Genomic DNA, 22,373 nt, shown 5'->3' with positions numbered 1-22,373 from the left:
CGTTCAACCTCGGGACAGGACATTTGCAAACGTCGACGCTGCATTTCTCTTCGATTCCTATTTTCTTTAATTTTCGCATTACCAATTTTCAGATGTGTCAATTTTCTTCCTTTGCTAATTTAGAAATCCTTAATGTATTAATCAATTCTAAAATTTTCTTTTGATAGGATGCTCTAATACGAAGTCTCTCAGAATCAATTGTCGCAATGTAGATACTCCGATCAAAATCTTCAGGTGATTGAAGTTTTTCCAGAATTTCTAGCATTCTTTTCTGGAATCCATCAGGTGGTTTAAGCTCGCTAAAATTTTTAGCTGCTTGATTAGGAACTTCTTCATATTCTGTTATTACTTGTTGTTTAAGAGAAGACAATTCTCCACTTAAAGTTAATGTATGTATTTTTTCTTCAAGGGTTACTCGATCGTCTGGCTGGAGATATTGTAATGAGGAAAAATTATGTGCAGCATTGATTAAACACGTAGGTATATCTATTTCAAATAAATTATCTTCATTAAGCATTTTTTTAGTATTAGGTTTTTCGGTTTTATTTGGCAAAATATCTGACGAATCGATAAGACCGGTACATTTCATGCCGGCATAGCTAACAAAACTATTTACAATATATGTTCGAAGACGCTCGTATGTTCTTTCAAGTATTTCATTTGTTTCCTTTAGCTTAACCTCCTGTTTGGCTATTGCTTCATCAAGAAGAGCTTTTTGATATAGGGGTATTACTGTGAAATATATAGTACCGATTGTCAGAAGAAAGAGACCGAACTGCGCGATATAGCTGAGTCTCTGTAGCCATATATCAATTAGTTTTACTTCAGTTAATTGATTATTGATTAGTATTATTGGGCGACTTAGAGTTTGATTATAGCGTTTACGGTGTCTTAACATTCGCCTTCGATAAATAGCTTTAATTGTTATCCAAATAAATTAGCGACGATGTGTCTATTCCATCGTTGCATGGCCTGGGATTATAAATTAACTTATGAAATAGAAATGGAATTATAAAGGGCTTATGGTGCAAGTATTCGGAAGGCTGGCTGCGGCTCTGTTTTACTGGAATTTTTTACGAGTTAGCTCTTAATTCGCATTTTAATTTACTGAGGTTGGGTGGGGTCTTTCTGAATAGTCTCCAGTCTTAAATCGGAATTGGTATTTTCTTCAATATCAGCCAGATAACCGTTATATAAAGCTTCTCCGGCATCACCAGCTATCGGCATCATGTAAGATGGGATGCTAAAAGCAATTATATTCTGTGTAAACTTACTGGCTAGTTGACGCTGCTGGTTGATTCTAGATAAATCTGCAGGAACCGCTTGGAATGAATTTTCATTGATTGGATGACCATCCGTTTGACGAAAAATTTCAACAATCACGCCTATTTCCCTCTGATTATCAATTGCAGACTGCTTAAAAGCCGCAAGATAATCAGGTAACTCGGATAAAGTCAATTTATTCACCCCGATCCCGTCCTGAAACAAAGCCAAATTAATTCTTGTTCGCTCAAACAATTGATCCCAAAATTTTTTAAATTCTGCCATCTTAATTTGCCCGTTACAAAATCCTGAAATTGCAATTTGATAGCCAGGTGTCAGTTTCTCTAACGCGCTACTTAATTGTCCTAAATAAGCAAACAGAAGTTTTCTTTTGCCATGTCTCCAGTTAATATCATCGACTTCTTCGGTAATATACCAACCATTAAATGATTTATATTTTTTGGCGATTGGGGCGATTTGCTCAGCAGCTAATATAGAACGATTCAACAACCCGTCCAAATAGACCTTCACTCGATGTGGATTTTTAGTAATCTGATTCCAATATTTGTCATCGTACACTAAACCGATATTAATTTTTATATCAAGCTGCTCGGCGAATTTTAAAATAGTTTCCAATGGAGGAAACTCGACAGGCTGAAACGAATTACTGGGAAAAAAAGCGTATGTCTCTTCAACCGTCCATTGCAAGTATAAATTAGATATCTTTAGCTTTTTCAGATACGAAAAAAAAATTACCCACTCATTTTTATCCCATTGTCCATGTGAGTCTTCATAAAGCTGAATAAACGTCCCTCGAATTGGATGAATTGGTTCGGGTTCTTTTGAAAAAAGCGCCCGACTGCTACTAATCATTATTATCATCCAACAACCTATCCATACCCAGGAAAAGCGTTTCATTCTATAACTCCTAGATATAGGAATTAATATCGGAAAATCCCCATCGCATTAAAACCACTTTCAATATTTACAATACCCGCTTTATACTGAAATAAAAATTCAATATAAGATTTAGGAGCTGAGTATCTGGTTTGATTAAAGTAATACTTCAACGATAATCCACCGCCAGCTTCTAAATAAGACACGTTACTCTGATCTTTTGTCTGAATTCGACCATCAATCACTGCGTGTGGTGTTAAAACGATGTTGTTCCATAAGTTATAACTGATTCCTTGGCGGGCCTCACCAAAGAAACTCAATATACTAGGAGATTCAACAAAATAACCTAAGTCGGCAAATAAAGTGGTGTAGTTCCAGTATTGTTTCCCGAAATTGATGTCAAATCCATTTGTCCAGCCATACATTCCTCTAATCAACCAGTTATTCTGGGAACTATCTCCAATCTTGATTAGTTTTTCTGCACTTATATTAAAATTGTGCGTTATAAAAGGCTTATACCTGATTCCAACAGTAGACTGAAAAGTTTCTGAATCGACTTTAAAAGAATCAGGCTCCATAGACCAGAGCAAACGCGAAAACAATGTGAAGGTTCGTCCGTCACGCAATCCGATAACAGGTGGTCGATAATTCAGTTCAACCCCACCTTGGGAAGGAATAACCCCACCAAGAGTCCCCGCAGCTCCAGTTGGGTTTACAGTATTATTGTTTTGTCTATAGCCAGAATAAACAGTAAAATTAAAATTATCCTCTAACTCCCTCACTTCTCTTCTTAAATTGGCAAGTTCATTATCTCTGTTAACTACATCAACCTGACTACCGCCTAATTGTTCAGTCTTGACATCAATGGCTTGTTTAAACCAATACTTACTTGCTTCATTATCTGAATTTCTCAGACTAAGGTAAGCCAGTTCTTTATGCAAGCCAAAGTTTTTAGGATCTTTCTCTACGACATTTTCAAACATCTGCATACTCTGATCAGGTTGATCATTATTTAAATAAGCATAGCCTAATGCAGTTACAAAGAATGTATTATCTGGAGATTTATCAACAGCAAGCTTAAACTGTTCAAGCGCTTCTTTATTCTGCTTATTTGACTGAAAATAATTTCCCAACATATAGTGCCGCTCTGCTGTTTCTATAAAATCAAGCGCTTTTATCTGAGCACTAATTGCGTTTGAAAACTGTTTTCTTTTTGCATACTGTTGAGCAATAAAATCATATCGTTCAGCATTCAGCTCTTTAGATAAGCTATTGCTATCAATTGTCTCTAATTCGCTTAAAGATTGATCATCATCAAATTCAGTACCAAGCAGCATAGCCAGCCGCATTCTGATAACCGGATCATCTTTGATTCGCAAAGATTGCCGCCATTTCTCTGCGGCCTGTTCATATTCCTTTTGATTCGCTAAAAAATAGCCAAATGTATCAAGAACTGTTTTTTTATCCTCGGAGTTAACGCCATCTTTATCTGCTTGCTTCATTGCTCGCTGAAAATAATCAGTAGCAATATCGTTTTTATTCAGCTTGCCATTGGCTTGGGCAAAGTTCAACAGATTTTCCAAATTGTTTTGTTTTGATAATGCAGACCGATACTGTACAAGCGCTTCATCCCACCGATCAAAACGGGCATACGCATTACCCAGGATTCGGTTGCTTACCCAGTTTTGCTCATCCATAGAAGCTGCTGCTCTTAGATAATCAAGTGCCGGTTGCTCTTGCCCTCGGTCGAGATACAACAACCCCAGATTTGTTAACACATCGCTTTTTTGTTTTGAATTTAAATCATTAAGCTGAATTAAATGGCGATATATTTCAGCTGACTTCTCCCAGTTTCCTAGACTTTTTTCAACTTCAGCCAGCATAAACAAGGTATGAACCGATTCCTTTATTTTCAGACTTTTCTTTAAAGTGTCTGAAGCTTCTTCTAAGTGACCTGTTTTTAAACTTGTCATAGCCGATGAATTCAGTAATTCCAGATCAGCTGAATCAATTTTTGCTGCTAATCCTGTATCAGCTAAATCAATTTTTGCTGCTTTTTGAAATGCAACTTTAGCCTCTGCATATTTTTTTTGCTGGTAAAGCAATTCACCTTGAGTTCGGTACACTGTTTTCTGCTGTTCTTTAGATGCGCCAGATTGAAGTGCTAACACTAATGACTGCAAAGCTTTATCGATATCGCCAGAACTGCTATAAAGATTACTTAATCTAATATATCCTTCTGCGCTTTTTTCTTTATTTAACCACTCGCGATAGACCTTGATTGCTTTGCCAACATCGCCTTTATTCTCTAGTGTATTGACCAAAGATTGCATAACTTCATCGGATTGTTTTATTTCCGCAGCATGCTGGAAAGCTTTAGCTGCCATGTCATACTGCTTTGCATTACTATAGGCATGACCTATCAACCTATAAGTACGATATAAATCTGATTCCTGTGTCTGATTCAAGAGTAATGTTTCATATGCTCTTGCTGAGGATAAATAATTTTTATTTGCAAAAAAAAGGTTGGCCAGAAGTTCTTGATCATTATTATTATACCGCTGCTTTAAAAGCACATTTATCATATCAATGGCTTTATCCAGACGACCCAAATCATAATATATATAAGCTAATGGCCGCAATATCTCAGATTTTTCTCCGCCAATTGCTAAGGCAGCTTGATATGCGCTTTCTGCTAAATCAGGCCTTTTGCTTTTTTTATAAAGGTTACCTAACGCCATATAGACCTTTATAGATTCATTCTTTGCTTTTGAATGTAGTAAAGCCTTATCAAGCATTTCCCTAGCCAAATCAAATTCACCTAAACCTTCTCTTGCTATTGCATAGCGCATATAATAATTAAAGTCTTTTTTTTCAACTGGATATTGGTCAAGAAAAGTCAAAGATTGTAGATATGCTTTTTGCTCTAGTGAGATAATTAAAGACATATCCAGTGCAAATATTTTATCTTCCTCCAGAACATCATTACTTGTGATTATTGAGCTAAAATCCTTTAGCGCTTGCTCATTATTTCCAATGGCATTATGAGCTAAAGCACGGTATAGAAGGAATGGCACACTATTGCCAATTTGTTTTAATGCTAGGCTCGCTTGTTGAATTACCTCCTGATATTCTTTGATTCTATATAGCATAATGACATAAGCCATTCTTGCTTTAATATCCAATGGATCGATTTCAAAGAATTTCTGAAACTCGATCTTGGATTCAGGATATTTATTTTCATCCATTAAACGATAGGCTTTATCCAAATGTGGAAAACTACGAAATTTTCGTATTGCTGGTTCTAAATAACGCTCAGATCGTTGTATGATTATTTTATCCAAATAATAATCTTGTTTATTTTGACTCAATGCTGGATCAGCAGCATGACTGGTAAATATCACCAGTATGAACATCAAGCTTCCTATTGCAGTTAAAAATAACCTTAATTTTAATTTCAATACCCATGTCAATATCATCCCTCATCCTTCTCTCACATCTTTAGTTGCCAACATTTGATCAAGTAAAAATTGCTATATATTCCCTGCTTCCGTGTTGCTATCATGAACTGCTGCGTTTTAGGACAATGCTCAACAAATCATTTTGTCGGGCCACGCTTTCACCTTCCAGATGAAATATCATGCACTTGTAAATATGCTTCTCACTGAAATCAGACCAAACGCATCATTCTATGGTTTAGCAAGTATAAATCCTATCTTTGCATCATCTTCTTTAATACGAGTAATAAAATTTGGTTACATATTTTCAATGATCGATTCCAGCTGAACTTTTTGTACATATCCCAGCTCACTCAAAAGGTCACCTAATAAGCGAGGCTGTTCTATTTGCTTTGTTAACGCATTATCTAGCTGCTCTTTTGTAATAATTCCTGCGCCAACCAAGAACTCTCCTAATTTCGGTTTAAATACATTCAGAGCATTATCTTCTGGATAAACATGATCAGTTTTATCCCAGCCAATTGTTTTTTTGGTTCTTAAATACGTCATATATTGTGACAAAGCCCTGGTAGTCGCAAAAAAATTAATCACATTGCCCCACACCATTCTTGGAAAAGAAAGAAAAGCCTGAGTCCAACCATGAAGTTGCTTAACACAGTAGCCCCGGTGAAAAATTCTAAGCACCAGAAAAAAAGCATTGATTGCAATCAGGTACCATAAAAATGTCCCTTCCTCGACCAAGGGAGGGTATTGGTAAGAATTGGGATCCAAACTGATTATTATCCAGATTGAGACAACAACCAAGACAATAATATAACCGAGTAAATTAATTAAATTAGTTATAAGAGCTTTCCGATCCCGATACAAAATATATTTGATGGATAATGGTCCTTTCCATCCCAAATTCGCCCAGCCTTGCAAACCTATACCGAGCACCCACCGTGATTTTTGCCGCACTGAAGCCCAAAAAATGTTTGGAAAGAATTCTTTGATACAAACCAACTCCTTAACTTTAACTTGCTTCTTTTTTCCTGTAATAAGAGACTTCTTGGTTATGGTTCTATCCACAAACAAACGGACAAACATTTGTTTTAAATTATATTCTCTGAGCTTGAATCCGAAATCATAGTCCTCTGTTAGAGAATTGGTACTAAAAATCTGATTATTATTATTATTGGCAACAACATTAATAGCTTTCCGGCTAAAAGCAACACCAACGCCAGCCGCTGGAATGCTCCTAGTAATAGATTCTCTCACTGGTAAATCTTTGTAATGCAGTTGAGCAAATTCGTCTTGATAGTGTGCACCAGTAAATTCATACCATTTACGGGGTAATGATAATACTGGCAGTTGCACCATATCTGCTTTTGGGAACAAATAATTAAACAGTTTGTAACATAATGGATGTATTACATCTTCACAGTCCTGCATGATATAGCAGGCAAATTCAATATTATTTTTTTGCTCAAATTTTCTGATTCCATTACAAATCCAGTTAAGGCAATCCGCCTTGTTGGTCGGCCCATCATCTCCCGTGATGCAAAGATGAACATGTTCACTTTCAACCATGACTTTCTCAACTTCTGCTCTGGTTTTCGGATCATTTGGGTAAACCCCAACAAAAATATGATAATTAGTGTAGTTGATGGACTTGATCGTGTTCCTAAGCATCTGACCGATAACTGCCGACTCATCCCAGGCTGGCAGCATAATGGCAATAAATTGTTCCGGCTTATCTAATATCTGCTGTTCTGTTAATGGCTGATATTTTGTCATCACAAAAAATTTGCGATAAAAACGCCTAACCCAGAAATATAAATCAATGAACAGATCATCAAGGCCACTAATAAAAAAAACAATACATACAAATGCCATCAACATTTGCATGACAACGAGAAGATAAGGAATATTATCCATTTTTATATAAAACCTCTTATAAATATTATGTTATAGTTCAGCCTTTAAACTCATTCTCAGATGGCAATAGAGGCTTTTGATTTTTTGCCCATCTGCAGACCAATTCAGCGATTCGTTCGGACGCTTTTCCATCACCAAATGGATTAATGCCAATCATTGCTTGATATGCCTTGTCATCAGTTAATAACAGGCTGATTTCATCAACAATTTTTTGTGTTGATGTACCGATAATTTTTGATAACCCTGCGTTAAAAGCTTCTGGTCTTTCTGTCAGTTTTCTTAATACTAATAGCGGCTTTTTAAGTGTCGGTGCCTCTTCCTGAACACCACCAGAATCGGTAACAATGAGATAAGCATTTCGCATCAAGTTCAAGAAACACAGGTAATCAACCGGTTCTGTCAATGCGATACGTTCAACATCAGACAGAATTTCCATAACCGTTTTCCTGACATTTGGGTTTAAATGAACGGGATAAATGACCATGACATCTTGAAAACGTTGAACGATTTCTTTTAACGCCAAGCAAGTATTCTTGAGATCTTCCCCGTGCGACTCTCTTCTATGTGACGTTACTAAAATGACCCGGTGCTGACTCAGAGGTAAATTTTCGATAGGAGAACCTTGAAAGGAGAATGGTACGTCAAGCAGTGTTGACATGGCATCAACCACTGTATTCCCCGTCACAAAAATATTTTCTTCGTTGGCACCTTCATTCAATAATTTCTCTTTTGCTAATGGAGTAGGTGCTAAATGAATTTGAGCCAATACAGAAGTTAGCCGACGATTTGCTTCCTCCGGAAATGGGTTGTACAAATCATGACTGCGCAATCCTGCTTCAACATGTGCAACAGGTATTTTTAGATAAAATGCTGCCACTGAAGCTGCGAAGACAGTGGTTGTATCCCCTTGAACCATCAACAAATCCAGCTTTACATCTTCAAGAGTTTTTTGCATCAATTGCAGCACGCTGCAGGTCAAATCATTCAAACTCTGATTGGGCCTCATCAAATCTAGATCTATGTCCGGAACAATATTAAACAAAGATAAAACCTGATCAAGCATCTGCCGATGCTGGGCTGTTGCAATTACCACAGTATCAATATCATTGGATCGCTGTTTAAGAGCATATACGATAGGAGCCATTTTGATGGCTTCAGGACGTGTCCCCATAATTAATGCTATTTTCTTTTTAACCATTGATTCTCCAGATAATTTTAATTAATTCTTGCCTAAAAAATCTTCGCAACTTTACGCAAGTCGTTCCTCAACCCTTATGTGTAAAATTCGTGTGAGCAATATTATTAAGAAGGCAGAGATAAGGGCTGAGCCCCTATGGTTTAAGGCTGGCTAGAGTGACAAATGTGTAGCCTAGTTGCTTGATCCCGTCCACCACTTCAATAAGCATATCCTTCCCCAGCTTTGGATGGTAGAAGAAGCTGGCAAATCCATCGCGAACGACAAGATTGGCTCGAGCGGTAGCAAGCAGATCTGCCGGAGATCGAGTCGGGTGATTATTATATGATTCAGATTGGATATTTCCGAGGTTCTCTGGAGCAACCCAACTGCCATATACATCTTTGACTACATAAGGGAAAAACTGCCCAGCAAACTGGTTGTAGTCGATGGGCTGGTGACTGAGGTAACCCGGGAAGTACAAACCGCGATCATAGCGTATCCCAAACCGCTCCTGTACTGCCGTATAGTCGGGCACGGAACCAGCATAATGCGGAAACTCAAAGATTTCCGGAACGGGCAACCCGGCCGCTACAAATGCAGCTTCAGCCAGAGCGATACGGTTAGCGGCCCAAGCCTGGGAATCACCTGGTACTGGTCCGTCATAAATAACCGAATTATTGGCATCCACGTGGGCGGTGTAGAATTCAAAGTCGTTCGAACTCACGCCATCGTAGGGATTGTTTAGGTGTTCAAACTGATGTGTATAGCCGTGCATAAGCAGGATGCCGCCTTTGGATAACATAAATTTCAAAGCATCGACCACATCGGGCTTTTCAGCAAGATTGTAGGCTTCAGGCACGCCATTGTTATTTATGCCATTTGGGTTTTCATAACGAGGATAGACGGCCACCGCAAACGGAACGCTGCGATTAGACAACTCCTCGGCAATCGTCCTTAGTTCCTGGGGATCAGCATCAGGCCCCACGTCTTCGATTCTAACAAGTGCTCGATGCCGTTCGACCGTAGCAGGGGCCAGCAGGTCGAACAACAAGTCGGCCAGAACGAGATAGCGGTCATTATGATCCATGAATGCGAATGGAATCTCTCCGATATAACTTAAATTCAAGGAATGTACCGCCCAGGGAAAGCTGCTCCCATCCGTTCTAAACGCCATGGCCAGAATTTGAACCCGAGTTGGATCAACATTGGCGAAGGTCATAATCCCCCTCGGATTTGTCGTGTCTCGGGTCAGATCGGTCTGTTTATATTTGACGGTCCCGACCGGACCGAAGTCGAACCCGGCCCAGCTCCATCCGTAGACTCCCTGGAAATCACTGGAATATGCCGATAACTGCGAGATATTGTTAGACATCCATACAACCTGGGTCGTGCCAGCCAGCGTGTCAGTAAGAAAGGCAGCGGGCAGGGGTTCGTTTAAGGTTGATCCGATATAAATCACTGCGCTATAACTGCTCATCTCTCCGGCCGTGTATGCACCGACCGGATGAGCCTGCCATGTCCCGAAATGGGACACAAGGTTGGCAGTCATCTGAGCGTATAGTTCACCTAAGAAACCCTCGGGTCCGCTAGTATCATACAGAATCAGGACGTTTACCGGATTGTTCGGGGCTTCGGCAAGCCTGGTCATCAGTGATGTATGGTGGCCTGGTAAATCCAAACCTAGAGACTGAGCACCTCTAAGCGTATCTTCAGCCGGCACAACTTTTTCTTGATCAGGATTAATCACAGTCTGAGCATTGATGGAAGTGGCAACCACAAGCCAGAAAATGCTCAACATAACCATCCAAAACAACCCTGAGCGATACAGAAAATTTTGTTTTTTCATCATTAAATCTATCATATTTGATATATGAGACCCCTGCATAACTGGCTTTTTGGATAGTTAAGTATTTTTAAGTAAGTTATTTTATGAGTAGCACATACACAAAAAAACTTTAGAAACATAGTTATGCAGAGGTCTTTATATAAAGATTTTGGCTCCTATGGCTTGAGGCTATCTACGGTGACAAATGTGTAGCCTTGCTGCTTGAGCCCGTCCACCACTTGGATAAGCATTTGCTGCCCCAAATATGGGTGGTAGAAGAAGCTGGCAAATCCATCACGAATGACAAGGTTGGCTCGACCGGTAGCAAGCAGATCTGTCGGAAGTCGAGCCGGATGATTGTTAAATGGTTCAGGTTCAATATTTCCGAGGTTCTCTGGCATGACCACACTGCCATATATATCTTTCACGGGATAAGGGAAAAACTGCCCAGCAAGCCGGCTGTAGTCGATAGGTTGGTGGCTGAGATTACCCGGGAAATACAAACCACGATCGTAACGTATCCCAAACCGCTCCTGTACCGCCGTGTAGTCGGCCACCGAACCGGCATAATGCGGAAACTCAAAGATTGTTGGAACTGCCAACCCGGCCGCTTTAAATGCCGCTTCAGACAGAGCGATACGGTTAGCTGCCCACGCCTGGGAATCGCCTGGTACCGGTCCGTCATAGATAACCGAATTATTGGCATCCACGTGGGCGGTGTAGAATTCAAAGTCGTTCCCACTCACGCCATCGTAAGGATTATTCAAGTTTTCAAACTGATGGGTATAGCCGTGCATAAGCAGGGTGCCACCCTTGGATTGCATGAATTTCAAAGCATCGACCACATCGGGCCTGTCCGCAAGATTGAAGGCCTCAGGCACGCCGTTATTTAATACGCCATGAGGGTCTTCGTAACGGGTATACACAGCCACCGCAAACGGAACTTTGCGATTAGACAGCGCCTGGGCAATCTGTCTAAGCTCCTGGGGATCAGCATCAGGCCCCACATCTTCGATTCTAACCAATGCTCGATGCCGTTCGGCCGTGGCAGGGGCCAACAGATCGAACAACATGTCAGCCAGAACGAGATAGCGGTCATTATGATCCATGTATGCGAATGGAATCTCACCGATATAAGTTAAATTCAAGGAACGCACCGCCCAGGGAAAGCTGGTTCCATCCGCTCTCAATGCCAGCGCTGGAACCTGAACCCGAGCTGGATCGGCACTGGCAAAGGTCATCATCCCTCCCTGGTTTGTCGTGTTTCGGGTCAGATCGGTCAGTTTATATTTGATGGCCCCCACCGGATTGAAATCGAACCCAGCCCAATTCCATCCGTAGGCCGCTTCGAAGTTGCTGGAATATGCCGTTAGCTGCCAGATATTGTCATACATCCACATAACCGGGGTCGTTCCGGCCAGCGTGTCAGTAAGGAAGGCAGCAGGCAGGGGTTCATCATAGGTTGATCCGATGTAAATCACCGCACTATAGCTGTTCATCTCACCAGCCGTGTACGTGCCTACCGGATGCGCCTGCCAGGTCCCGAAATGGGACACAAGGTTGGCAGCCATCTGAGCGTAGAGCTCACCTAGAAAACCCCACTGTCCACTGGTGTCATAGAGAATCAGGGTGTTAACTGAGTTGTTTGGGACTTCGGCAAGAGTAGTCATCAGTGATGCCTGGTTGCCTGGTAAATCCAAGCCTAGAGACTGAGCACCTCTAATCGTATCTTCAGCTGGCACAACTTTTTGAGGTTTTTTAGGTTCGTCTGGTTTTGTTTTTGGTGGCCGCGGAGGAGAAGGCACTATTCCCAGATTCCGAATGTTTTCCAAATCGTGTTTGCTACTATTTTTATTACCTTTACCTGGATGAGCAGTATTCTCATTTTTACCTTGACTAATGTCATTGCCTTGACCTTGGCCAGGATTAGTCACGGTCTGAGCATTGATGGAAGTGGCTGCCACAAGCCAGAAAATGCTCAACATAATCACCCAAAACAATCCTATGTGATGCTGGGAATCGTGTTTTTTCATCATTACCTCCAATATATGTGATATATGTGATGACTAATAACTTAATTTTGAGATTGCGATTAACTTGCGCAACTCTTCTTTTTTTACTGCCACAAGCTGTTGTTTTTTTGAAACCGAGTTTCTTCAGTGCTCCAATTTAGGAAGTTATTTGGCTGCAAAAGTTTAAAGCAGGCGAGGTATAGCTGAGTCCCAGCTCTTGGGTTTCATCTCTAGTCGAAATAAGCAATACTTTCAATTTGCCTGCATTATCGGCTAATGCAGGCGGCGCCATCATTAATGATAGCCACATTGCCACTGTGACAAACAGATCCCCTGCTAATCTCCAATTCTCTGTCATAAATACTCCCCTCTCAGCTCACATAATATCCCATGAAGTTGAAGCACCTAATTTCTGCAATTTCTTATCCCCTCCATTACCTTCGAAGATAACAAAGGCGTAAACTGGATTAGTTAAATATAAAGCATGGTCTATGCCAACTCATATTACTAATTAATAATCATTAAGTTGCAAATAAACAAAGGATAGCATCGGATTGAAGTGTAAAATTCTTCGACATAATTTTGCTGTGCTCAGGAAGAAATAATATTCTCGATGTGGCACAAAAGATCGAGTTTCGGATAACAAGTGAATCCGGGTAAATGAGTAAAGGAGAGCAAGGAATCAAGTAATAATGCATTGGTATTAATGCATTGGCGTGAGCAGCAAAATGTGCTTGTGAGAATGTTACTGTAGTAGGATGACCACAATATGAGCGATCGAGTTAAGCAGATGAAGCTAGTCGGCCGGACAGTCAATAGAAGTGTCCGCATTAACTAGTAGGCTGTAAAAAAATTACATTGCCGCTGAGGTGTTAAAAATAGATTCAAAATGCTTATTTATCAAGTATAGACTTGCTTTTCGCCCGTTTTTACCTATCATCGGCTACAGTTTTTCAATTCTCCCTAAAGCCAAACGAAAAACAGAGATGCTAAAAATATGCAATCCCAACACAATCACGCAAATAAATAGTTAAAAAATTTCATTACTTCCTCATTCTTGTGCTGACAGAAAATTCCAAAATTAGGTTAAGTTGCTCAATAATGTAGAAAGCTGAAAATAAAAAACAGAAAAAAAGGTTGAGAATTAAAAATATCGATTTGTTGAATATATCGCTTAATCAAAGTGTAAAATTTTTCGACAGAATTTTATTCAAAACTTAAATAACGTGAGTTCGACATAAGAAAGGTAGCAAAAGAAATCTGAATTCTTCATGGTGAAAGCACTTTCAAAAAGAGTTTCATCATTAAAGAGGTCGGAGTCATCACTAAAAGGGCGTAATTGACAAGGGGAACTGTGTCTAAGTGAAGTCATGAGCATCATGGTGGGATTCCATCTGTCCGGTCACGGGACGTTTCAACATTATTACCTGAATTATGTGTTGAGGTATCAGCGGTGTTATTTTCCAGGGCTGGTGAGCTACAACCGCTTTGTTGAGCTATTGCGAGGTAATCTGGTGCCTTTGTGCTAATTTTCTAATCAGCCGCTTTGGGCAATGCAGTAGGATCAGCTTCATTGATTTAATCAAGATCAGTATGTGTCACAATCACCGCATTGCGTCGCATAAAGTAATGGCAGAGTTTGCTGCTCGGCCAGTGCAGATTGGTTTTATGGGTTCAAGCTACACTTAGTTACCAATGATCAAGGGGAATTATTGGCAATAAAAAATCACGGCGGCTAATATTGATGATCGTGATTCGTTACCGGAACTGGCGCGCTCTTCGTTTGGGAAACTCTTTAATGACTGAAGCCACCTCTCGCAGCCGCTCTTTGAGCAACTTTGGGAGCAAAGCGAGCAGCTTGCTACCAGGGTACGCAAGAACATGAAAAACAAGCTGTTGCCGCTGTTTGACAAAATTCTGTTACGTAAACGCACGATCATTGAGAGCGTCAATGACCAATTGAAGAATATCTCGCAAATCGAGCATTCACGTCATCGCAGCCCAGTTAACTTTTTTTGTTAATCTGATAGCCGGGCTGGTGGCTTACACCTTTCGCGAGAAGAAACCCTCGCTTAATATCAGACTCCCTCAAGCTCTCCCAGCTGTGGTAGCGTGATCTTTATGTCGAACTCACGTTAAATAGAGATAAACCTTATGCTGTTTGCTTGAGATGCTGGTCCTGGGTTTTGGAGCTATGCTGACAATACCGAGTGTTTTCATTAAGGAAGAAGCTTTCTTGCGCCCTAACATGATGTCCTGGCGCTGAAACCAGGTAGCATAACTGCGTGAGCCTGATTTTAGTGTTTTCAGGTATTGCTCATCCATCATACGCAACAGAACGAGATCAGCATTACTGATCAGTTGCGGTTGATAGTAATAGGTAGAACGTGCCAGATTCAACAATTGGCATTGACGAACCTGACTAAGACTTCCATGGGGCTCAATCATCTCTTTGCGTTCTACAAGAATTAATGATTGAGCTTTCTCGCTAAAAAATCGCGTTCTACCGTCAATTGACCAATAACCCGGTGCAGGTCATCTGTTGTATGTCGCTGCTTATTAGAGGCAGTATTATCTTTAGAAAATAACTCGGCAGCTTGCTCAATGAGCTGCCGTTTTCAGCTATTGATCTGTGTTGGATGTACATTATAGCGCGCTGCTAATTAATTTGTGACAGTTTCATCGCCACGTATTGCTTCCAGCGCTAGTTTTGCTTTGAATTCACTCGAGTATTGTGTGCGCTTTTTACTCATCCTCATTAAGCTCCTTTTTAATTCTGCCAGAGCTTAACAACCTGTACAGTTTTTGGGTACCACTTCACTCCTCTTTCTATTCCTAAAGTTTCAAAAATAAAAGCCGTTTAGAGTATTTCATGATGCATTTGTCATGAATCATTCTAAAATTTAAAAAAGTGCTAGAAGCCCCGTCGGATTTTAGCTGATTCGGTGGGGTTTTCTTTTTTATGGCTAGTATCAATTTCAGTTAGGAGAGGTTAAATCTATGGTTTTTTACTATGGAAATCGTTCGCTTGGGCAGGCTTTGTCTCCTGTTCTATCCATTCAGTATTCAATTTACAGATGTAAATGCTATTCTTCGCGTCCTTCTTGATTTGCACCCAAAGTTAGGGACTAAAGAAGAGAGCTATAAGATTGTAAAAAGTATCCTGATGATAAGAAAAGCTGCTGATAATGGGCCATTAATTGAAATTACAAACCAAGCTTTATTTGCACTATAGACAAACCGGTTGTAAATGATTCAAAGATTATTCTCATTTTTTCATCGAGCACAAATAAGCGTAAACCAAAACAAAGAGTAAACAATAAAAACGAACCGTCGGTATGTTCTCCATATTCTTTACATGCCAAATCATTTTTAACTGGTTATGCCATATCATGAGCAATCTAACCGGCTGTGGTAGCAGTAACTTACCGGTATCTAACTTTAATACTCAGGATGAAGGGGAAATGATTGGCATGGCCGAAGGTCACATGACACCAGACTCTCAGGTATCGATCAACAGTAATGCAAACCTGTCCGAGATTATCGTTGGTAAAAATGGCGCTTACGTCCAGTCGATTATCTTCAGGAACTATCTGGGAATCGCAAGCAATAAAGTGATTTATGTCTATGGAAGGGGACCTCAGGGACTGGGGTCGGGCTGCCTTAAACTGACCTTCAACTTAAGCTCCGGCGAAAAGTACGACTTGAGCCTGATGAGTTCATCACCAAAATACTACAACAAGAAATTCCTAGGCACTGGCAATATCACGGCGATTAATTGGACGACGCGTGGGTAAGTTATCTGTAGTAGTTCAGACTTGATCTGACAAGAATGTCTTGCCAAAAGGGGGATACTCGGTTTGATAAAGGTGCAGATCTTTATCAATCAAACGCGAAAGCGTAAAGGAGTAATCCCATGAGTAGTGTTCAACATAATGTTATCAAACACAAGCTTGGTCTGCTTAATCTGGCTGACGAGCTTGGCAATGTTTCACGTGCCTGCAAAGTTTCAGATTGTGCGATTTATTCGAGAGAACAGCTAGTAAAAGACATGCACCACACCTTTAAGGGCTGGCAGGCTTGTTGTTTAATCTTTGCTTTCTGCAAGTCCCATTATCTCATCAAAATCCTCTCTTTCTGCTAATGCCTCAGCAAGCCATGTATTTGATTTTTTAGTACATTCCAGAAGAATTTTTATTCCTAAAAATAAATTTCCTTGGTGAACATATCCAGTGCTTCGGCAAGATTACAATCAATTTTTACTGCCGGCTGTGCTTCTGCAAATGGTTTGATTAACGATGCTAAGCTTAATTATCTAACATGGCTAATCTCTTCCATGATGGAATTAATTAAGCTATCAATGTCCTTTGCTTATACTGGCGTCATTGGTTTATGGGTTGATTCATTTGCTGGTGTTGCTGTGATGGTTTCCTCCATAATGCATTCTCCATAAATTGATTAGGAAAATGCTTTTTGGAGTGAGTAGAATTTTCTAGGGTAAGAACAGGAGCAAGAACCGAGCAAAGCAATCAATTATTATATGCATATTTATCAGATACTTATACCTCATATATTGGCGGAGCAGGTTCCGCCGCGCCTGCGGGGATAGACCCAGAGAACATGGATCATACATTTAAAGTCAAGGTCACCGTCTATTGGCGGTAGTTTTTACTCAATTTATGGAAATAAAATGATCAAATTCCTAATTAGATAATGGCCAACCAAGGGATTTATGTATCTTTCCGCAGCAGTTAGCGCTGCCCCGAACGCGTTGATATAACATGGTTTGACGCAGGCTTCCACCCCACCACCAATACCAAAAACCAACCCTTCATCCGGTTGGTTTTTTTGTGCCTACTCTCGCGTGTTTGCGCGGGTTCCTGCGGATTATTGCGGACTTCGAGGTTTCAAGAAATCCGTTAAATCAGCTCAATTTTTCTCTCTTTGCCTATTATTCTCTCCTACCCTCCCCATCATTTGAGAACGAAGTCCACAAGCTCTTATTTTTATAGCATATAAATCAATGAATTACGCGTGGACTAATCAAATGGTTTATTTTCAGCATTGGTAAGCGGAGGAAACAGCTCGATTCATGGAGTGGGAAGTGGTATCTCATCATCGGTTTCAATGTGTGCGTGCTACCACGATATCCGGGAGTCGGCCGCCCTTTTGATTCTCAACAAACGAATCGTTCTTTCCAAAGATGATCTATACTAGTTTGTGCGAAAGCAAACCATATAAGCCACATCAGTTTTAGCCCTGCTCAAACTCCATCTGTCATTTCTGCTGGATTAATCTTCTTGGAGAATTTTCTTGATCGCATCTCTTGCGCTATGCTGATGAAGAGATACTCCTTTTTCTTATTAACGATCTGTTTCCATTTAATCGATTTGTGTCGGAGCATTGCCATCCGCTAATAAAGTTTCGATATGCTTATGAAATTCGTAAATATTCTATATAAATCTAGGTTGACTCGGTGTATATTCGTTCTAGAACTATCTTATATAGCTCTTTCTGAGACTATAAGTTTTTCTGAAACAATCAAAGCTTCTCCTTCAGTTTTAAGTTGAACCAGGCATGTTATACGTATTGGTAATCATTTAACGATGGAGTAAATCATGAAAATAAATCTCGCTACCAAGAATTTCTCAGTAGTTCGCTTGCTAAGTTCTGTCGTGCTCATCTCGTTACTCGCATATGATGCGTCCGCTCGTGAATGGGCCGTTGAATGTGATGAAGATTATAGTCAATGTGGCGGGAGTAACTTGCCAAACTCTTGTGATAACACCGATGGGATGATTTCTGAGATGAACTCGTTAGGAGGTTGGGTTCAAGGTTGGTATTTTAAAGGATCTAACGCTTGGCCGCAGGACTGGCAAGAAACCGCTACGGTGAACGGTGGGCTAGACTCTTCGTATATGGATAAGGTTGGTAAGGCAGATATTTCTGTTTGGTCCGGCCACGGAACTGGGGCCACTAATGAACCCAATGGTAGCTGGGATATCGCAATGGGACACCGCCATAACGACGTTTGTAATGCAACTTCCCCGTCTAGCATCAAAATGGGCGAGCAAACTAACGATGGATTTGGCAATGACGGAGACAATGAATACGTGGTGATGGACGCAAGCTGTAGCGCAATTGAAGGCGAACTGGCTCAAGTCTGGCAAAACTGGGGCCCCGGTATATTGATGCGTTCGCATCAAGGATTGGCATTCCATAATTCTCCGGACGATGCCGATGATCGGCTCGAAGAGTTCATTGAAAACATCGATGATGGCGACTCAAATCGATCCGCATGGCTTGATGCCGGAGAGAATTGTTTTCTATGGTGGTGTAGCAACTCACCAATGGTAATTACGTTTGGCGCTAACTCCAGTGACTCTAGTGACCGTCACAATAATGAAACCATGCGCAGCCCAAGAGCTGATCCGCCTTCCGGCTGGGATGGCCATTACCACTGGTCGTTCATAGATAACGGCTCTTGTTAATAAGGTACCGAGGACTATCATGAAAACTCAATTATTAAGGAACTGGACTCGAATCTTGATATCGTTTGGTGTGACGCTGGTTTTAACTTCCACTAATTTCGTATTTGCACTAGAACCGGGCAAAGCTGAAGTTAAATTTAACTATCAATATGAACGACCACTAGCATTAGGTGAAGTATCAAATAAGATATACATGGTTGTACCGATCTATAAAAGCGAGCACGAAAGAATGGTCGCCGGTAAACGAAAAATAGAGAGCTTAAGAACTGCGCTTGATATAAAGATGAGCAATGATCAAATGATAGTTAAAACGGATGAAAACAAGGAGATCATACGTGTAAAAGACGAGCGCTATCGTTTCAAACTATATATCCCTTCCGGTATGGTTAAGTTCCGCGACACAAGACTGTACAACGAGCTATCGGATAAGGATGCTGATCGAAAAGTAATGACCGAAGATCAGGCGCGCAGATGGGCAAGAAATGTGCTAAACAAATTAATTAGCGCCAAGCTGATAGAAGAAGATCAGCTATTGTTCGATGCTACTCGGGTATCGTTTCGCAAAGAGCGGAGTGCCGCAGGAGCACAACAGGGCGAAAAAGGCAAATACGCACCAAGTGAGATGAAGCTCGCAGATGTGCGTGTTTTTGTACCGCGAACTATCAACGGCCTAGGGGTCTCGGGAGAAGGCGTCAATATTGTCTTTGACAAAAGTGGAAGAGTAGCCGGCCTAGATTTATTTTGGCGTGATTTGCGTCAAGAACGGGAAACGCTACCGCTGCAACTTGGAATGAATGATGCAAGAAATCGTTTTGAACGGTCCATTAAGTTGCCTCCCGGTTCGCAAGTCAACGTTATTGCCAACGATTTAGTTTACTTTGATCCCTCAAAACGTGATGCTGTAGCATTCCTTGAACCTGCTTATATCTTTGTATATGTTACTCGCGTGCCAATTTCGGATAGAAGAGATGAATATCGCGTCAGCAAAGTATTACACCAGATATACCCTGCAGTAGAGCACGGCAGGGAGCAAATACCATCCGAACGCAAGAAACGTCTACAAGAGATTGGTAAAGAATATCAAATGGAACATCCAGAAAAAGCGGAGCCGGGAAAAGCTAGGGAAAATGAATAACATATATATCTAAAAACAGCGGATCGTAAGCTTGGCGGCCCGCTTCTTACGCGCCCTATGGGCGAGGGAGGCCGGAAAAAAACAGGGTGACGCACTCATGTGTATGATACGGTGAAATACAAAGTATCATGAGACTCTATGATGTTATGGAAGCGATTACTGACGAATTCAAGCCGCACACAATTGAAGAATCTTGGGCAGTACCGCGTCGTGACGGCTCATGGTTACTTGATGGCCTGATTCCGGTTCCTGAGCTTAAAGACCGGCTCGAGATGAATGCAGTGCCAGAAGAAGAGCGCGGCCGCTACCATACGTTAAGTGGCATCATCATGCTGCTTTTGGGAAAAATTCCCCAAGCCGGTGATCGATTTGAATGGGAAAACTGGACCTTTGAAATCATCGATCTCGATGGTTTGCGCATCGATAAAGTGCTGGCAATCCCTAAATTAGCCACTCACAAAGAAATGTGACGAACGATACAGGACTGCTCCTTCTATGTCATCGTAATTTGAGCCTAATGCAATCATGAAGCATATGCAATAGGCACATCACTCCATTCTGTAGTGTAACAGGGCGACATGATCTCCCGTCGCATGCTCCAGGTTTTCTGGCCTCCTACAGAGAATACCGATACCGTATTGCGTCCATACTTCTGATTCAACTGATCCATCACACTCATCAGTCTTGCTGATTTCTCATCCACGCCATATTGTGTCAGCAATGAATCCTGGTACACCGTGACGGGATCGATGCCTGTCAGAATCACCCCGGCTTTCTTGTAAGCCTAGCCTTTGCGGTAAATACGCTTGAGTCCAAATAGTGCTGCCCTGACCAACAAGCGTGTATCGCTGCTGGCGTTGGGTAGGGGTACGGTAATACAGTTACTGTATTGATTATCCTGCTCACGGAAGGGATTGGTCTGGATAAACACCTGGATGGCATGACAGATCGAGTTTTGACTGCGCAACTTTTCCGCCGCGCTGCTCATATAGCTCGCAACGGATTCGCTGAGTTCATGCAGGTTATAGATGAGTTGGCCAAACGAGCGCGAGGAAATGATCTGTTTCCGGGGCGCAGATACTTCTTCCAGTACCAGACACGATATACCGCGTAGCTCATAACCTAAGCGTTCCATTATTACGCCGAATCTGGCACGCAACCAAGCGGTTGGCGTATCCGTAACGTTTTTACGGTGTGAATACCCGCTGCATGCAAATGCTGGCTGATTCTGCGCCCTACTCCCCATACTTCTCCTACTTCAATCGCCGATAGCAGCGCATCCAATTGGCTGGAAGGCATCATGGCGAGATCACATACTCCGTTGAATTCGGGCTGCTTCTTGGCGATATGGTTGGCCAGTTTGGCTAATGTCTTGGTGGCGCCAAAGCCCACACAGACCGGCAAGCTGGTCCACTGATAGATACGGTTACGTATCGACTGACCCATGTCCGTAGCGGTTGGCCAGAGTTTGCCTAACCCCTGTAAACCCAGGAAGCATTCGTCGATGGAATAGACCTCGACATAGGGGCTAAAATCACGCAGGATGGTCATCACCCGATCAGACATATCGCCGTAGAGCGTATAGTTGGATGAAAGTGCGATGATGCCATGCTGTCTTACCAAATCCTTGAGCTGGAACCAGGGCATGCCCATTTTGACGCCGAGCGCTTTGACTTCATTGGAACGAGCCACTGCACAGCCATCGTTATTGGAGAGTACTACGACCGGTCGATTGATCAGATGCGGATTAAAAGCCCTCTCGCAACTGACATAAAAATTATTGACGTCTACCAAAGCGAATAGTTGTCTACTGACGAGAGTGATGTCAGTTGACATGATCACACGATAAAGCGTGCTACTGTTCCCACTACCACCCCCCACACCTGCAATTCCTCATGTTCGCGAAAACGGATGGGGGGATAAGCTGGATTCTCAGCGTGCAGTTCGATCACGCCATTGCAGGCATACAGTCGCTTGACAGTATATTCATTGTTAATCACTGCCAATACAATATGCCCGTGTTTAGGTTCGACTGAGCGATCCACCACCAACATATCGCCATCGTGGATATGGGCACCCGTCATGGAATGACCGATGACACGAATCGATACCCGCGACCCTGATGCCACCTCCTTTTTTGTACTGCACCAACACTTTCAACTCCTTTCCCCGTTTAGCGATCCCGGTAATCCCCACAC

Annotated in this window: 18 protein-coding genes and 2 pseudogenes; 7 read left to right on the top strand and 13 right to left on the bottom strand. The window is 41.6% G+C overall.

Features of this window, described 5'->3' with window-relative positions:
* Window positions 1-97 precede the first annotated feature (97 nt).
* The 8 genes from BM122_RS07360 to BM122_RS07325 form a co-directional block, all read right to left on the bottom strand.
* A complete protein-coding gene (locus BM122_RS07360) occupies window positions 98-898 on the bottom strand; it encodes a hypothetical protein (protein ID WP_074904823.1) in 801 nt (266 codons plus the stop codon).
* A 206-nt stretch (window positions 899-1,104) separates the two neighbouring features.
* On the bottom strand, window positions 1,105-2,181 hold the full coding sequence (locus BM122_RS07355; RefSeq protein WP_074904821.1) for a DUF4434 domain-containing protein: 1,077 nt from the start codon (window positions 2,179-2,181) through the stop codon (window positions 1,105-1,107).
* 23 nt (window positions 2,182-2,204) lie between these two features.
* Window positions 2,205-5,639 carry an NfrA family protein gene (locus BM122_RS07350; protein ID WP_083398380.1) on the bottom strand — a complete coding sequence of 1,145 codons (3,435 nt, stop codon included), beginning with the start codon at window positions 5,637-5,639 and terminating at the stop codon, window positions 2,205-2,207.
* 276 nt (window positions 5,640-5,915) lie between these two features.
* On the bottom strand, window positions 5,916-7,535 hold the full coding sequence (locus BM122_RS07345; RefSeq protein ID WP_074904817.1) for a glycosyl transferase family protein: 1,620 nt from the start codon (window positions 7,533-7,535) through the stop codon (window positions 5,916-5,918).
* Window positions 7,536-7,572: 37 nt separating this feature from the next.
* Window positions 7,573-8,733 (bottom strand): non-hydrolyzing UDP-N-acetylglucosamine 2-epimerase, encoded by a 1,161-nt coding sequence (gene wecB, locus BM122_RS07340; protein WP_074904815.1) that lies wholly within the window; start codon window positions 8,731-8,733, stop codon window positions 7,573-7,575.
* A 133-nt stretch (window positions 8,734-8,866) separates the two neighbouring features.
* A complete protein-coding gene (locus BM122_RS07335) occupies window positions 8,867-10,561 on the bottom strand; it encodes a DUF2334 domain-containing protein (protein ID WP_218152025.1) in 1,695 nt (564 codons plus the stop codon).
* Window positions 10,562-10,713: 152 nt separating this feature from the next.
* Entirely contained in the window at window positions 10,714-12,570 is a 1,857-nt protein-coding gene (locus BM122_RS07330) for a DUF2334 domain-containing protein (RefSeq protein WP_218152024.1), read from the bottom strand.
* Window positions 12,571-12,706: 136 nt separating this feature from the next.
* Window positions 12,707-12,907, bottom strand: coding sequence for a hypothetical protein (locus BM122_RS07325; protein WP_074904813.1), 201 nt, complete (start codon window positions 12,905-12,907; stop codon window positions 12,707-12,709).
* Between the two features lie 958 nt (window positions 12,908-13,865).
* Here BM122_RS07325 and BM122_RS26530 point away from each other — a divergent pair.
* Window positions 13,866-14,665: pseudogene (locus BM122_RS26530) on the top strand (IS982 family transposase); the annotation flags it as partial.
* Window positions 14,666-14,679: 14 nt separating this feature from the next.
* Here BM122_RS26530 and BM122_RS07315 read toward each other — a convergent pair.
* A complete protein-coding gene (locus tag BM122_RS07315; RefSeq protein WP_074904811.1) occupies window positions 14,680-14,997 on the bottom strand; it encodes a hypothetical protein in 318 nt (105 codons plus the stop codon).
* Between the two features lie 565 nt (window positions 14,998-15,562).
* On the opposite strand from BM122_RS07315, the gene BM122_RS07305 reads away from it, so the two are divergent.
* The 6 genes and pseudogenes from BM122_RS07305 (at window position 15,563) to BM122_RS07280 (ending at window position 20,645) form a co-directional block, all read left to right on the top strand.
* A complete protein-coding gene (locus BM122_RS07305) occupies window positions 15,563-15,784 on the top strand; it encodes a hypothetical protein (protein WP_074904809.1) in 222 nt (73 codons plus the stop codon).
* A 157-nt stretch (window positions 15,785-15,941) separates the two neighbouring features.
* Window positions 15,942-16,346: a hypothetical protein gene (locus BM122_RS07300; RefSeq protein ID WP_143083352.1), complete on the top strand. Its 405-nt coding sequence runs from the start codon at window positions 15,942-15,944 to the stop codon at window positions 16,344-16,346.
* A 119-nt stretch (window positions 16,347-16,465) separates the two neighbouring features.
* Window positions 16,466-16,600, top strand: a pseudogene (locus BM122_RS25915) (IS481 family transposase); the annotation flags it as partial.
* A 1,567-nt stretch (window positions 16,601-18,167) separates the two neighbouring features.
* Complete coding sequence (locus tag BM122_RS07290; RefSeq protein WP_074904803.1) at window positions 18,168-19,040, top strand: DUF6345 domain-containing protein; 873 nt, start codon at window positions 18,168-18,170, stop codon at window positions 19,038-19,040.
* A 19-nt stretch (window positions 19,041-19,059) separates the two neighbouring features.
* Entirely contained in the window at window positions 19,060-20,175 is a 1,116-nt protein-coding gene (locus BM122_RS07285) for a hypothetical protein (protein WP_143083351.1), read from the top strand.
* A 128-nt stretch (window positions 20,176-20,303) separates the two neighbouring features.
* The gene (locus BM122_RS07280; RefSeq protein WP_083398379.1) at window positions 20,304-20,645 is read left to right on the top strand and encodes a transporter associated domain-containing protein; all 342 of its coding nucleotides are present in this window, start codon (window positions 20,304-20,306) and stop codon (window positions 20,643-20,645) included.
* 53 nt (window positions 20,646-20,698) lie between these two features.
* On the opposite strand, the gene BM122_RS25910 is transcribed toward BM122_RS07280, so the two are convergent.
* The 4 genes from BM122_RS25910 to BM122_RS07270 are packed head-to-tail and all read right to left on the bottom strand — an operon-like array spanning window position 20,699 to window position 22,259.
* Window positions 20,699-20,941 (bottom strand): DUF4113 domain-containing protein, encoded by a 243-nt coding sequence (locus BM122_RS25910; protein ID WP_371264903.1) that lies wholly within the window; start codon window positions 20,939-20,941, stop codon window positions 20,699-20,701.
* An 18-nt stretch (window positions 20,942-20,959) separates the two neighbouring features.
* A complete protein-coding gene (locus BM122_RS25905; protein ID WP_371264902.1) occupies window positions 20,960-21,310 on the bottom strand; it encodes a DinB/UmuC family translesion DNA polymerase in 351 nt (116 codons plus the stop codon).
* Between the two features lie 2 nt (window positions 21,311-21,312).
* On the bottom strand, window positions 21,313-22,056 hold the full coding sequence (locus BM122_RS25900) for a Y-family DNA polymerase (RefSeq protein ID WP_371264901.1): 744 nt from the start codon (window positions 22,054-22,056) through the stop codon (window positions 21,313-21,315).
* Window positions 22,014-22,259, bottom strand: a complete 246-nt coding sequence (locus BM122_RS07270) for a LexA family protein (RefSeq protein ID WP_083398382.1) — start codon at window positions 22,257-22,259, stop codon at window positions 22,014-22,016. The genes BM122_RS25900 and BM122_RS07270 overlap by 43 nt, the downstream gene beginning before the upstream one ends.
* Window positions 22,260-22,373 lie beyond the last annotated feature (114 nt).

Origin of the sequence: Nitrosomonas communis (assembly GCF_900114745.1) — a bacterium.
Lineage (GTDB): Bacteria > Pseudomonadota > Gammaproteobacteria > Burkholderiales > Nitrosomonadaceae > Nitrosomonas > Nitrosomonas communis_A.
This window is presented reverse-complemented; position numbering and strand designations above follow the sequence as displayed.

Coding starts and splice junctions, on each gene's coding strand:
- BM122_RS07285 (WP_143083351.1), top strand. CDS start 19,060: ATGAAAACTCAATTATTAAGGAACTGGACTCGAATCTTGATATCGTTT.
- BM122_RS07335 (WP_218152025.1), bottom strand. CDS start 10,561: ATGATGAAAAAACAAAATTTTCTGTATCGCTCAGGGTTGTTTTGGATG.
- BM122_RS07305 (WP_074904809.1), top strand. CDS start 15,563: ATGGAAATCGTTCGCTTGGGCAGGCTTTGTCTCCTGTTCTATCCATTC.
- BM122_RS07325 (WP_074904813.1), bottom strand. CDS start 12,907: ATGACAGAGAATTGGAGATTAGCAGGGGATCTGTTTGTCACAGTGGCA.
- BM122_RS07315 (WP_074904811.1), bottom strand. CDS start 14,997: ATGATTGAGCCCCATGGAAGTCTTAGTCAGGTTCGTCAATGCCAATTG.
- BM122_RS07350 (WP_083398380.1), bottom strand. CDS start 5,639: ATGATATTGACATGGGTATTGAAATTAAAATTAAGGTTATTTTTAACT.
- BM122_RS07330 (WP_218152024.1), bottom strand. CDS start 12,570: ATGAAAAAACACGATTCCCAGCATCACATAGGATTGTTTTGGGTGATT.
- wecB (WP_074904815.1), bottom strand. CDS start 8,733: ATGGTTAAAAAGAAAATAGCATTAATTATGGGGACACGTCCTGAAGCC.
- BM122_RS07300 (WP_143083352.1), top strand. CDS start 15,942: ATGAGCAATCTAACCGGCTGTGGTAGCAGTAACTTACCGGTATCTAAC.
- BM122_RS07360 (WP_074904823.1), bottom strand. CDS start 898: ATGTTAAGACACCGTAAACGCTATAATCAAACTCTAAGTCGCCCAATA.
- BM122_RS07280 (WP_083398379.1), top strand. CDS start 20,304: ATGAGACTCTATGATGTTATGGAAGCGATTACTGACGAATTCAAGCCG.
- BM122_RS07355 (WP_074904821.1), bottom strand. CDS start 2,181: ATGAAACGCTTTTCCTGGGTATGGATAGGTTGTTGGATGATAATAATG.
- BM122_RS07270 (WP_083398382.1), bottom strand. CDS start 22,259: ATGACGGGTGCCCATATCCACGATGGCGATATGTTGGTGGTGGATCGC.
- BM122_RS25905 (WP_371264902.1), bottom strand. CDS start 21,310: ATGGAACGCTTAGGTTATGAGCTACGCGGTATATCGTGTCTGGTACTG.
- BM122_RS07345 (WP_074904817.1), bottom strand. CDS start 7,535: ATGGATAATATTCCTTATCTTCTCGTTGTCATGCAAATGTTGATGGCA.
- BM122_RS07290 (WP_074904803.1), top strand. CDS start 18,168: ATGAAAATAAATCTCGCTACCAAGAATTTCTCAGTAGTTCGCTTGCTA.